Annotated in this window: 10 protein-coding genes; 9 read left to right on the forward strand and 1 reads right to left on the reverse strand. The window is 46.4% G+C overall.

All coding sequences use genetic code 11. The annotated features are described in order from the left end of the window. Positions 1 to 40: 40 nt before the first annotated feature. Positions 41 to 1,039 (reverse strand): transcriptional regulator MelR, encoded by a 999-nt coding sequence (gene melR / locus KHO06_RS05315; protein WP_212582210.1) that lies wholly within the window; start codon positions 1,037 to 1,039, stop codon positions 41 to 43. A 327-nt stretch (positions 1,040 to 1,366) separates the two neighbouring features. On the opposite strand from melR, the gene KHO06_RS05320 reads away from it, so the two are divergent. From KHO06_RS05320 to KHO06_RS05360, 9 genes are all read left to right on the forward strand, one after another. Continuing rightward, positions 1,367 to 2,719 carry an alpha-glucosidase/alpha-galactosidase gene (locus tag KHO06_RS05320; protein ID WP_045400490.1) on the forward strand — a complete coding sequence of 451 codons (1,353 nt, stop codon included), beginning with the start codon at positions 1,367 to 1,369 and terminating at the stop codon, positions 2,717 to 2,719. 89 nt (positions 2,720 to 2,808) lie between these two features. Beyond that, positions 2,809 to 4,236: a melibiose:sodium transporter MelB gene (melB, locus tag KHO06_RS05325; protein WP_045453739.1), complete on the forward strand. Its 1,428-nt coding sequence runs from the start codon at positions 2,809 to 2,811 to the stop codon at positions 4,234 to 4,236. Positions 4,237 to 4,325: 89 nt separating this feature from the next. After that, positions 4,326 to 6,536 (forward strand): hypothetical protein, encoded by a 2,211-nt coding sequence (locus tag KHO06_RS05330; RefSeq protein ID WP_212582211.1) that lies wholly within the window; start codon positions 4,326 to 4,328, stop codon positions 6,534 to 6,536. A 172-nt stretch (positions 6,537 to 6,708) separates the two neighbouring features. Next, positions 6,709 to 7,842 carry a flagellin gene (locus tag KHO06_RS05335; protein ID WP_005433027.1) on the forward strand — a complete coding sequence of 378 codons (1,134 nt, stop codon included), beginning with the start codon at positions 6,709 to 6,711 and terminating at the stop codon, positions 7,840 to 7,842. Between the two features lie 263 nt (positions 7,843 to 8,105). Beyond that, positions 8,106 to 9,239 (forward strand): flagellin, encoded by a 1,134-nt coding sequence (locus tag KHO06_RS05340; protein WP_005425615.1) that lies wholly within the window; start codon positions 8,106 to 8,108, stop codon positions 9,237 to 9,239. A 295-nt stretch (positions 9,240 to 9,534) separates the two neighbouring features. Beyond that, positions 9,535 to 10,665: a flagellin gene (locus KHO06_RS05345; RefSeq protein ID WP_005531042.1), complete on the forward strand. Its 1,131-nt coding sequence runs from the start codon at positions 9,535 to 9,537 to the stop codon at positions 10,663 to 10,665. An 80-nt stretch (positions 10,666 to 10,745) separates the two neighbouring features. After that, the gene (flaG, locus tag KHO06_RS05350; protein WP_010643439.1) at positions 10,746 to 11,174 is read left to right on the forward strand and encodes a flagellar protein FlaG; all 429 of its coding nucleotides are present in this window, start codon (positions 10,746 to 10,748) and stop codon (positions 11,172 to 11,174) included. Positions 11,175 to 11,194: 20 nt separating this feature from the next. Then, positions 11,195 to 13,207: a flagellar filament capping protein FliD gene (gene fliD / locus KHO06_RS05355; RefSeq protein WP_005433055.1), complete on the forward strand. Its 2,013-nt coding sequence runs from the start codon at positions 11,195 to 11,197 to the stop codon at positions 13,205 to 13,207. Then, the gene (locus KHO06_RS05360; protein ID WP_005531053.1) at positions 13,208 to 13,513 is read left to right on the forward strand and encodes a flagellar protein FliT; all 306 of its coding nucleotides are present in this window, start codon (positions 13,208 to 13,210) and stop codon (positions 13,511 to 13,513) included. Positions 13,514 to 13,517 lie beyond the last annotated feature (4 nt).

A 13,517-nucleotide genomic window follows, 5' to 3' on the forward strand; every position in this document is an offset into this window, starting at 1 on the left:
ATCTGCCTTTTTTGTTTCCCTTCATTCTTGCCTGATAAGACTAACTGACCGTCAGCGGTCTTTTGCCATCAATGGCGCCTTTCTCTAGTTCGTAAAGTGGGCTGGTGCTGTGGCTGCTCCAGCGATGATCTTCGCGTGACTTCTTACGATATTGCGTTGGTGTCACACCAATATAATTCTGAAAAGTCTCATAGAAACGGCTACTCGAGTTAAAACCTACCGTTAAGGCAATGTCCAATATTGTCCGGTCGGTATCACTCAGCAGTGCTCTGGCGTGGTTAATCCGCATCGCCGTTATGTATTGTTTGATGGTCATCTGCATGGTTCGTTGGAATACGTTCATCGCATAATTGGTATGCAGCCCAATATGCTCTGCGATGTCTTTGACCGTAATCGGCTGGTTATGGTGGGTGGCAATGTATTCCAGCATCTGACTGACGTAAAACTGCGAGTGTTTGGAGACGCCTTTTTTGGTCGACTTCTCTTGTCGATTGATGACCAGTTGCTCCCAGCCATCAAGGCACATTCGCTTTAACATGAGTCCGATTTCATCTATCGCTAATTGCTGACGGCTTTCTGAAGGGTGACTAATTTCTTCTGTCCAACGCGCTAACTCAAATTCACTGACCAATGCATTCGAACTGGACTGCAATACACAGCCATGAGTGATCTGATTGACGAAGTCTCGATTTAGCGTCCAAGACATAAAGTGGTGAATCGGAATATTGATGATCCCCATATTATGACTCTTGCCCGGGTCGGTGAGCCTATGAGGCACCGACGCCCAAAACAATCCTATCGAGCCTGCTTTCACCACTATTGGACTGCCGTTAATGATGTACTCGACATCATCCCCGAAAGGAATGTTTACCTCTACTTGTCCGTGCCAGTGATAACCCGGCATAGAGTGGGGCGGCCTGAGCTCAATATCGATATTTTCATAAGATGAGTACAACGACAGAGGGCTCACCGAGACATTGTCGGAGGAATATTTATCCTGAATGACCACTTTCAGTGCATCGGACTCTAACTTAGACATCACCCACCTCTTAGGAAACTGTATAACTCCCTTGTAGCAAATCTGCTAGAGCAAAACTCAGAACAGCCTCAAAAACACGGACTACTCCGTTTTATAAGATTTTATTATGTGACTTAAATCGTTGTGTCCGCTGGGCTCATCGTTAGGTTTCCTCTCTTTTATCCGTGATTTAAACAAAAATGTCCCATTTCCTAAGATTTTTTATTGGTTGATTTTAAATATTAGGAAACAGGAGAGTGATTGGTTTATCTGAGACGAATTCGGTCTTGCGACAGGTGTAACTTGAATGCATCGAAACAAAAGTATGAAAGCAAAAAGGATTCAACTATGAAAAGCCCTAAAATCACATTCATCGGTGCGGGTTCTACGATTTTTGTGAAGAACATTCTTGGTGATGTATTCCACAAACCGGCCTTCAAAGGGGCGCAAATTGCCTTGATGGATATTGATGAAATCCGTTTAGAGGAATCGCACCTTGTAGTGAGTAAGCTGATGGAATCATCGGGTGCTACGGGCACGATCACTTGCCACTTAAACCAAAAAGAAGCACTGCAAGGTGCAGACTTTGTCGTCATCGCGTTCCAAATCGGTGGGTATGAGCCATGTACTGTGACGGACTTTGAGGTTTGTAAGCGTCACGGTTTGGAACAAACCATCGCTGACACGTTAGGCCCTGGCGGCATTATGCGTTCATTGCGCACGATTCCTCACCTTTGGAGCGTGTGTGAAGACATGACGGAAGTGTGTCCAAATGCCACTATGCTCAACTACGTTAACCCAATGGCGATGAACACTTGGGCAATGTACGAGAAATACCCGCATATCAAACAAGTGGGTTTGTGCCATTCAGTGCAAGGCACGGCGGAAGAGCTGGCTCGCGACCTTGATATCGAATATTCAGACCTTCGTTATACCTGTGCGGGCATTAACCACATGGCTTACTACCTGACGCTCGAAAAGAAAAATGAGCAAGGAGAGTATGTTGATATCTACCCTGATCTGTTGGCAGCATTTGAATCTGGTAAAGCGCCGAAGCCGGGTCTGCACCACAATGGCCGTTGTACTAACTTAGTCCGCTACGAGATGTTTAAGAAGTTGGGTTACTTTGTGACTGAATCTTCAGAACATTTTTCTGAATACACACCATATTTCATCAAACCAAATCGCCCAGATTTGATTGAACGTTATAAAGTGCCATTGGATGAATATCCTAAACGCTGTGTAGAACAAATTGCTGACTGGAAAAAAGACCTCGAAGACTTCAAAAACGCGGATCAAATCACCGTCAAAGAGTCACATGAATACGCGAGTACCATCATGAACTCGATTTGGACAGGCACGCCGAGTGTTATCTACGGCAACGTGAAGAACGAAGCGTTAATTGACAACTTGCCACAAGGTTGTTGTGTGGAAGTGGCTTGTTTGGTGGACGCAAACGGCATTCAACCTATCAAAGCAGGACGCTTACCAAATCACTTGGCGGCATTAATGCAGACCAACATTAACGTTCAAACCCTTCTGACAGAAGCCATCTTGACGGAAAACCGCGATCGCATTTATCACGCAGCCATGCTTGACCCTCACACCGCTGCTGTACTCGGATTGGAAGAGATTTATGCACTAGTCGATGACTTGATTGAGGCACATGAAGGCTGGTTGCCAGCGTGGGTGCATCAGTAAATCCAGAATCACAAAATCAATATCAATAAAAAACGACAATAACGTGAATATACTGCGCCTTCTCGATGAGGAGGCGTAAGGAGCAACAAATGAGTATCTCTATGAATACCAAGCTAAGCTACGGCTTTGGCGCATTTGGTAAAGACTTCGCTATCACCATCGTTTACATGTATCTGATGTTCTACTACACCGATGTTGTTGGTATCTCGGCTGCCGCAGTGGGAACCATCTTTTTGGTGGCGCGTATTTGGGATGCGGTCAACGACCCGATTATGGGCTGGATCGTGAATAACACACGCTCTCGCTGGGGCAAATTTAAGCCTTGGATTTTGATCGGTACCATTACCAACTCGGTCGTGTTGTTGATGTTGTTTAGTGCGCATCACATCGAGGGACCATGGCTGCTTGCTTATGCTGCAGTGACTTACATTTTGTGGGGCATGACCTACACCTTAATGGATATCCCTTTCTGGTCACTGGTTCCAACACTGACACTAGACAAGCGCGAGCGTGAAGAGCTGGTTCCATACCCTCGATTCTTCGCCAGTCTTGCATGGATTGTGACGGCAGCTATCGCAATGCCATTCGTGAACTATGTTGGCGGCGACGACAAAGGCTTTGGGTTCCAAGTGTTCGCACTGCTACTTATTGGTTGTTTCCTTGTCTCAACTTACATCACACTACGTAACGTTAAAGAGCGCTATTCGACGGACAAACTGGATACTTCAAAACCTGAAGAAAAAGTCTCACTGAAGAAACTCCTCTCTCTTATCTACAAAAATGACCAGTTAACGAGCGTGCTTTGTATGGCACTGTCATACAACTTGGCCACGAACATCATCACAGCCTTTGCGGTGTATTACTTCACCTATGTGGTCGGTAATGAGGAGCTTTTCCCTTACTACATGGCGTATGCTGGTATTGCTAATCTAATTACTCTGGTTCTTTTCCCTAAACTGGCTCAAATGTTTTCTCGTCGAGTTTTATGGGCGTGCGCATCGAGCTTCCCAATCTTAGGCAGTGCAGTCCTTATCTATGTTGGCATGTACGACAAACAAAGCATCTTGCTGATCTCTACTGCGGGTGTGTTATTGCAGATCGGTACGGCGTTGTTCTGGGTGCTGAACGTCATTATGGTGGCGGATACGGTGGACTATGGTGAATACAAGCTAGGTTCACGCTGTGAGAGTATCGCGTACTCAGTTCAAACGCTGGTGGTGAAAGCGGGTTCTGCTTTTGCGGCCTTCTTCATCGGTATCGCGTTAACTGCGGTGGACTATGTTCCAAACATGGAGCAGAGCCCAGACACAGTATTTGGTATGCAATGCATCATGGTCGGCTTGCCTGCGTTCTTCTTTGCCATCGCTTTAGTAGTGTACTTCCGCTTCTACAAACTCAACGGCGCTTATCATCAGGAGATTCAAGATCATCTGACGGAGAAGTACGACCATATTACTGCGCAAGAGACGCCAAAAGATCTTACGCGCAAACCTGCCGAGCCGGCAGAAGCACTCTAATCCTAAACAGTCAGCGTAAGCTTGTGGCTTATGCTGACTGCATCAAAGACCTCTAATAACAACGATTCAATTCCAATAAAGAGAACAGTATGAAACTTAACGTCCTTGCTTCTGCCGTAGCGTGTGCCATCACACTATCCGCTGGAGCCTACGCACATCAAAACGAAAATCTGATCACCAACCCAACCTTTGAAAATAAAGGATTAGGTTGGAGCTATTGGTTCGCAAATATCAAAAGTGACCGTGTCCATGAGGGGGAATACCGAGGCCGTATCGCCCAAGGACAAAACCACCATATCAGTCAGGTGATCACTGTCCCTGAAACCGGATATTATGATTTGTCTGCTTATCTTATTAGCCCCGCGAGTGATGCTTTTATCGGGTTGAGTAACTTAACAGATGAAGTACTGGTGAAAGCATTTGTTAAACCAAGTGACAAATATAAACGCACTCAGCTAAAGCACATTCCTTTAGAGAAAGGTGAAATGCTGAAAGTGTGGTTCTCTGGCTCTGCACAGGGTGGGGTGAGTGTCGATAGTGTTTCCTTGGTCAAGAGCAATAAGAACAAGCCACTTAGCTTCAATCAAATCATCCAATTTAAAGCCGAGCAGCAGGAGGGCGTCTCCAGCATTGATAAAAACCAACATACACTCTCGTTCCATGTTCCATATGGTACGGACCTGAGTGCTATCAAGATAAGCAACCTTTTGATCTCGGAACAAAGCCGTTCAAATCTTGAGAGTGGTGATGTGGTGGATTTTACTCAGCCTGTTGAAGTGATCGTAACCGATGAAGCGGGCAAGCAAGACAAATGGACGTTTACGGCGATAGAAAAAGAGAAACAGGTCGTGGTCACGTCTTCCAACCAAAAACTGCAAGATTCCTTTGAGTGGGCGATTGATAAGACACGTCGCTTCGTTATGACGGGGCAGCATGATCTGGTTAATCGTGATGAGAACAATAATGATGGCGATGGCACGGCTGATTACATCCCATCTTATTGGGCGGGCTATTTTGACCGTACTGCTTTCTATTCCCGTGACTTCCTTCATCAAGCGAGCGGCGCCAAGATTGCTGGCTTGGATATCGAAAACTTTTCGATGTTTAAGACCTTCGCGAAGCATTCTACGGAATCAAGAAAGTGGTATACCTTGTGGGCGGTTAACTTTGATGGTACCCCGCACACTATTGATTACAAAGACGACAGCTGGTTTGTTCGTGAAGTACCTGCTCAATTTGAGTTCGTAGAAAAAGCCTGGAAACAGTACCAGTGGACAGGAGATGAGCGCTACATCAAAGACCCAGATTTATGGCGTTTCTACACCAAAGTTTTGACGGACTATATCGCGCTTCATGATGATCAAGACCCTAACGGCATTGCCGAAGGTTATGGTGGTATTTTTGAAGGCTCAGCAACTTACAATGAACGTGGTGAATTCCCAATCGAAGCCGGGGATGGTATCGGTTCACAATACCAAGCAACGGTCGCGTATGCAGCGATGCTAGAAGCTCGCGAAGAATACAGTGAGGCCGCAGTATGGCAAGAGAAAGCGCAGCAGCTTAAAACTTACTTTAATAAAGAATGGAGTATCGTGGATCCAAATAAACCGCAGGACAATTACGTGAATATCGTTCAGCGTGATGGCTTCCGAATGAATGACTTCGGCAAAGAAAACAGCTGGTTTATGCCAATGAAGTTGATTACCGAGCCCGGAGAGCGTAACGACCGCTATTTAGACTTCATTGCTGAAAACCTTGGCGATGGGATAGGCAGTACGCCGGAAGCGCCATACAACATTGAGGCTTACACTTATATCCCAGAAACCTACTTCCCTTACAACCGCAATGCGGAAGCGTGGAAGTGGATGCAGTACATCATGGATATTAAAGACGAGCCACATGAGCGTCCAACTCAAGGTACAAATGGTGATTATCCAGAAATCTCCTTTACCTTTATCTCGAATACCATTGAGGGCTTGATGGGCATCAAACCTGATGCGGCAAACCACCGAGTCATAACCGCGTCACATCTAACGACCGATATCGACTGGCTGCAAGTCGAGCAGCTTCCAATGGGAGAGCATGAACTAACCTTGCGTCATGATGGTTTGAATCGCTCTAAGCTTACTAACACTTCAAAGCAAAGCTTAGAGTGGGAAGTGTGGTTCTATGGCGATTACCCGACGCTTATTGTTGATGGGCAGTCTGTTCCTGCTGAGCACAAGCTCGTTAATGGACAACGAGTGAGTTATGTGACAGTTACTCTTGCGGCCAACTCAAGCAGTGAAGTAAGAAAATAATCTGAGTCGCCATTGCTCATAAATGCAAAGCCTAGTGTGCCATCACTAGGCTTTTTGCTATTTGTTGTCCCATCCTGAAATGTGTACCCCGATCTCTTTTTCAATAAAACACTAAACCTTTCTTCAATTTGGTCGATAAGTATTCAAAGCCTTAATTTCAGGACCTTTATTTGTGGCGATCACCGTTAATACCAATGTGGCAGCACTTGTCGCACAGCGTCATTTGACCAGTGCAACTGACATGCTGAACCAATCCATGGAGCGTTTGTCTTCAGGGAAGCGTATTAACAGTGCAAAGGATGACGCTGCGGGTCTGCAAATCTCCAACCGCTTACAGTCGCAAATGCGTGGTTTAGATGTTGCTGTGCGTAACGCGAACGACGGCATTTCCATCATGCAAACCGCAGAAGGGGCAATGAATGAAGTGACCAATATCATGCAACGTATGCGTGATTTGTCGCTCCAGTCTGCTAACGGTTCAAACAGCAAAGCGGAACGCACTGCATTGCAAGAAGAAGTGACGGCACTGAACGATGAGCTAAACCGCATTGCCGAAACCACCTCCTTTGGGGGGCGTAAACTTCTGAATGGCAGCTTTGGTAAGTCGGCATTTCAAATTGGTGCAGCGTCAGGTGAAGCTGTGCAAGTTGAATTAAAGTCGATGCGCAGTGATGGCATTGATATGGGCGGCTTTAGTTACATTGCAAACGGACGCGCAAACTCTGATTGGCAAGTAAAAGACGGTGCGAATGAGCTTAGCATGTCATTTACTAATCGTTTTGGTGAGACGGAAACCATTCAAATTAATGCTAAAGCTGGCGATGATATCGAAGAGCTTGCGACTTATATCAATGGTCAAACTGACAAAGTCACGGCCTCTGTCAACGAAGACGGCCAGTTACAGCTATTTATGGCTGGAGAAGAAACTTCAGGCACTTTATCGTTTTCAGGTGACTTAGCGAGTGAACTTGGGTTGCAGCTAAAAGGTTACGATGCGGTTGATAATATCGACATTACGTCTGTCGGTGGTGCGCAACAAGCTGTGGCTGTCCTAGATACTGCGATGAAGTACGTTGATAGCCATCGTGCTGAGTTAGGTGCGTATCAAAACCGCTTTAATCACGCGATCAATAATCTGGATAATATCCATGAAAACCTAGCGGCTTCGAACAGCCGTATCCAAGATACTGACTACGCCAAAGAAACCACGCAAATGGTGAAGCAGCAGATCTTACAACAAGTCAGCACTTCTATCCTGGCACAAGCAAAACAAGCGCCAAACCTTGCTTTGACGCTGCTTGGTTAATGATTCGTACCACACGAATTCAACGCAAAATCAGCCTTTATCGACAATTCGAAAAGAAGCTTTAGCGAAAAATGAAAGTTTTTTTGCTTTTTTATCCGCTTCGTCACGATTACCCCTCCAAACGAATTATTTTCAAAAAAATCTAAAATTTTTTCTAAAGAAAACAGGGCGTGCGCCGTTAATAAAAGTAACTTTGAGAGAACTACTTGGTTTTCCGAGACGTCGGAAACCGCTACATCGGAAAATCAATTGGAGAAATCACCATGGCAGTGAATGTAAACACAAACGTATCAGCGATGACCGCTCAGCGTTACCTAAACAACGCAAACTCAGCACAACAAACTTCTATGGAGCGTTTGTCTTCAGGTTTCAAAATCAACAGCGCGAAAGATGACGCTGCGGGTCTTCAAATCTCGAACCGCTTGAACGTACAAAGCCGTGGCCTGGATGTGGCTGTTCGTAACGCGAACGACGGTATCTCTATTGCACAAACTGCTGAAGGTGCAATGAACGAGACCACTAACATCCTACAACGTATGCGTGACCTGTCTCTTCAATCAGCAAACGGTTCTAACTCAAAAGCAGAACGTGTTGCGATTCAAGAAGAAGTAACAGCGCTGAACGATGAACTAAACCGTATCGCTGAAACGACCTCTTTCGGTGGTAACAAGCTTCTAAACGGTACTTACGGTACTCAGTCTTTCCAAATCGGTGCAGATAACGGCGAAGCGGTAATGCTGAACCTAAAAGACATGCGCTCTGACAACCAAATGATGGGCGGCGTGAGCTACCAAGCTGAAAACGGCAAAGACAAAAACTGGAACGTTGAAGAAGGCAAAAACGACCTGAAAATCAGCCTGACGGACAGCTTTGGTCAAGAGCAAGAAATCAACATCAGCGCAAAAGCGGGTGACGATATCGAAGAGCTTGCGACTTACATCAACGGTCAAACTGACCTAGTAAAAGCGTCAGTAGACCAAGACGGCAAACTGCAAGTGTTTGCGGGCAACAACAAAGTTGAAGGTGACGTTGAATTCTCAGGCGGCCTATCTGGTGAGCTAGGTCTAAGCGACGGCAATAACGTAACGGTTGATACTATCGACGTGACTTCTGTAGGTGGCGCGCAAGAATCTGTGGCTATCATCGATGCGGCACTGAAATACGTAGACAGCCACCGTGCAGAGCTGGGTGCTTTCCAAAACCGTTTCAACCACGCAATCAGCAACTTGGATAACATCAACGAGAACGTGAACGCGTCGAAGAGCCGTATTAAAGATACTGACTTCGCGAAAGAAACGACTCAAATGACTAAGTCACAAATTCTATCGCAAGCGTCAAGTTCTATCCTTGCGCAAGCGAAACAAGCGCCGAACTCAGCGCTAAGCCTACTAGGTTAATAACCTAAGGCGAGAACCCCATTGGCTCGTGGTGAGAGATGAGCGAGTAAACCCAGCTTCGGCTGGGTTTTTTTATGTCTATTTTTGAGGTTTGGACAAGCTTGAGTTACTTCTAGTTACAATATTAGAGATGCATCACACTTCAGTAAGCCAAAGAAATTAATCGCAAAAAATTGAAAATTTCTCCTAAAGGATATTTATAGGCCGCCGTTAAAGGGACTGAGAGAAATGAGATGTACCTAAGTGAGGTGAGAGACACGACGGTACATCAACTAAAGCCTTAAGGAGATCAACTATGGCGATTAACGTTAATACTAACGTTTCTGCGATGACCGCACAGCGTTACCTAAACCAAGCGGCTGAAGGTCAACAAAAATCAATGGAGCGTTTGTCTTCGGGTTATAAAATCAATAGCGCGAAAGATGATGCTGCAGGTCTACAGATTTCTAACCGTTTGAACGCACAGAGCCGTGGTCTAGACATGGCTGTGAAAAACGCGAACGACGGTATTTCTATTGCACAGGTTGCTGAAGGTGCAATGAATGAATCTACCAACATCCTACAACGTATGCGTGACCTATCGCTTCAATCTGCGAACGGTTCAAACTCGCGTTCTGAGCGTGTAGCGATTCAAGAAGAAGTAACAGCACTTAACGACGAACTAAACCGTATCGCTGAAACAACTTCATTTGGTGGTAACAAGCTTCTTAACGGTACTTACGGTACTCAATCTTTCCAAATCGGTGCGGACTCTGGTGAAGCAGTAATGCTTTCTATGGGTAACCTACGTTCTGATACTTCTGCAATGGGCGGTAAGAGCTACTCAGCAGAAGATGGCAAAGATGCATCTTGGGCAGTAGGTGATAACACTGAACTTAAGATGACTTACACCAACAAGCAAGGTGAAGAGAAAGAGCTGACTATCAACGCGAAACAAGGCGATGATATCGAGCAGCTAGCAACTTACATCAACGGTCAAAGCGAAGATGTAAAAGCATCTGTTGGTGAAGATGGCAAGCTACAAGTATTCGCTGCTACTCAAAAAGTAACAGGCGATGTAGAGTTCTCTGGCAACCTAGCGGGTGAAATCGGCTTCGGCGATGCAAAAGACGTAACGGTTAAAGACATCGACGTAACCACAGTTGCAGGCTCTCAAGAAGCAGTAGCGATCATTGACGGCGCACTAAAATCAGTAGACAGCCAACGTGCGTCTCTTGGTGCATTCCAAAACCGTTTCAACCACGCTATCAGCAACCTAGACAACATTAACGAGAACGTTAACGCGTCTAACAGCCGTATTAAAGATACTGACTACGCGAAGGAAACGACAGCAATGACTAAGTCGCAAATCCTTCAACAAGCAAGTACTTCAATCCTGGCACAAGCGAAGCAGTCACCATCTGCAGCGCTAAGCTTGTTGGGCTAATTGGGTCGACTCAGCCTAGTGATACCATCACCAAAGCGATAGACCTAATCGTTAGCTCATAAGGTGGAAGGGAGATTGTAATGGAAATATCCTCCTACACGTCGAACATCCAGCCTTACGGCACACCGAGTGGCACAAAAGTTGCTAAAGAAAATGGCATAGGCACGCCTAGCACAGCAAGTTCTAACGGCACCGTTCCCGTTGAAAAACCGAACGATGCCGAACGCGAACTCTCTGTTCAAGCTGCTATTGAAATGGCGGAATCTCGCCAAGAGCTGAACAAAGAAGAACGCGAAAAAATGGTCGAGCAAATGAATGAATTTGTGAGCGCCATGAATAAAGGGGTAGCGTTTCGAGTCGATGAAGAATCGGGCCGAGACGTTGTGACGATTTACGAAGCCACAACCGGTGATGTAATTCGTCAGATCCCTGATGAAGAAATGCTCGTGGTATTGCGTCGCCTAGCTGAGCACACAGCTAACCGCGGTTTGTTAGTTGAAAAGGTGTAAGTCGTTTTTGAGGTGATTTGATGAGTTTAGGCCCTTTGGGGATGTCTGGCGGCATGGATATCAATTCCATGGTCAGCAAAATTGTAGATGCCGAGCGTGTGCCAAAGCAGCAACGCATCGACAACGAGCGCGCGACAATTGACGCCAGCATCAGTGCCTATGGGCGACTCAGAGAATCGTTGGATACGATGAAGAATCTCATGACGAACTTTCGTCAGGAGAAGGCGTTTGCCGTTCGTTCTGTAGAGACAACGGACGACGCAGTCGTATCCGCGACCGCAACAACAGACGCTATAGCCGGTAAGTATGCTATCGATGTGTTGCAGCTTGCACAGAGCCATAAAGTGGCTTCTGACGTTTTGCCAGAAGACGCCAAGTTTGGCGCTGGTAAGCTGCAGATTTCTCTTGGTGATGACACCTTCGACGTTAATGTCCGTTCTAGCTCTAAGCTAGTTGATGTCGTTCGTGGAATTAACGGCGCTAAGGATAACCCTGGCGTACGTGCTTCCGTTATTAACGACGTAGAAGGGCCGCGTTTGATCCTTGCTTCGAATCTATCGGGCAAGGACCATCAAATTAAAGTCAGTGTGGATGCCGAAGCCGGCAATCCTCTGAAACATTTCGAATACAAAACTCTGGAAGACCGAGTGAACGCGCTTGAAGAAGCTCGTGAAGCGGCAGAAGCCGTACTTGGCCCCCTTAAAGAACCAGAGTCAAACACCGATGCAGACCAACCTGAACAGGTGGATGCAGACGGAAATCCTATACCTCCTGAAGAACAAAAAGCGGCAGAGAATGCGCAAGATGGCGCAACGGACGAACCGATCTCTGCAGCGGGTGCCGCTGCGGCGAAGGCAGGGCAAGAAGCAATTGATGCTGCCAATAAACGAGCGGGTATGCGTCCGCAAGACAGCATCCCCGGTTGGACAGAAACCGCTTCAGGCACACTTCTCGATTCTTACCGTCCGCCAGAATTAGAGCTGGATGAAGAAGCCATCGCGAAAGCACCAGACGTTCCGGGCTGGAACAATGCAGCCTCAGGTACGCTGACTGACTCTTACGTCACAACCAAAGAAGCTAAACAACAGCTCGAACAAGAGAAAGCGGAAATTGAGCAAAAGATTGCCGATGAAAAGCAAGAGCTTGACCAAAAGGTGGCTCGTGGTGAGCTGACGGAAGAACAAGCGAAGCAAATCCATCGCGCTAAACTAGAGCCAGAAGAGCGTGAGCGTCTTGAGAAAATCGACGTTGCAGAGGCTAAGATCGCAGAAGCACAAAAAGCCTTTGAAGTGTATTCAGGCATGACTGAAGTGCAAGCGGGGCAGGATTCACAAGTGATGCTTGATGGTGTTGCACAGCTTTCGAGCCACAACAACGTGATTGAAGACGCCATTGAGGGGGTGAACCTGACGCTGAAGGGCAAATCGGAACTGGGTAAGCCCCCGGCTGAGATTGGCGTTGAGTATGATCGCCAGAGTGTACGGTCAGATATTGAAAACTTCGTTTCCGCGTACAACTCGTTCTATCAAACCTCTAAAGCACTTGCCAGTGTCGACCCGACGACAGGCCAGAAAGGACCGTTAGCGGGTGACAGTACGGTACGTAACGCTGATGCACGTTTGAAATCGGTCTTTTCAACCTCGATAGAGAAAGCACCGGAAGATCTGAAATCCTTGACTGAGTTCGGTATCACCACTACACGTCAAGGTACGTTAGAAATCAACTATGACATGTTGGATCGCCAATTGAACAACAACTTTAACGAGTTGGAGAAGTTCTTTGGCGGTAACACAGGTTTCGCGAAACGCGTTGAAGACGCAATCCAAGGCATTACCGGTTTTACGGGTAGCATCCGTACGCGAGAGAAGAGCCTAACTGAACAAAACTACCGCCTTGGAGACGACCAAGCGGCATTAGATCGCCGCATGGACAGTTTAGAGAAGCGTACTCACGCTAAGTTCGCCGCGATGCAAGATGCAACGGGTAAGATGCAGGGCCAACTCGGGGCGCTGATGAACGCGTTGGGCCAATAGATGAAAGATGCACTCATAGAAATTAGTGATATTGATCAACTAATTACGCAAGAGCTGGAAAAAGTCGACTTTAATACTGAAGAAATCCTTCACTTGGTCGATATCAGGGAACGGTTATTGCAAAACCTGCTGTCCATTGTTGAGAACAATCCATTGGTGAAGCAGGAAGCAGAGTGGCAAGACTTGCTCACTCGTACCAAAAGTATTGTTGAGCTGATGCAAAACGAAACCACTAACGTCGGTAAAGAGCTTCACAAGTTCCGTTATGGTCAACGTTCGCTTCAGCAGTACAAAAAATTTATATAAAAGA

This window comes from Vibrio sp. B1FIG11 (genome assembly GCF_905175335.1).
GTDB classification, from domain to species: Bacteria; Pseudomonadota; Gammaproteobacteria; order Enterobacterales; family Vibrionaceae; genus Vibrio; species Vibrio campbellii.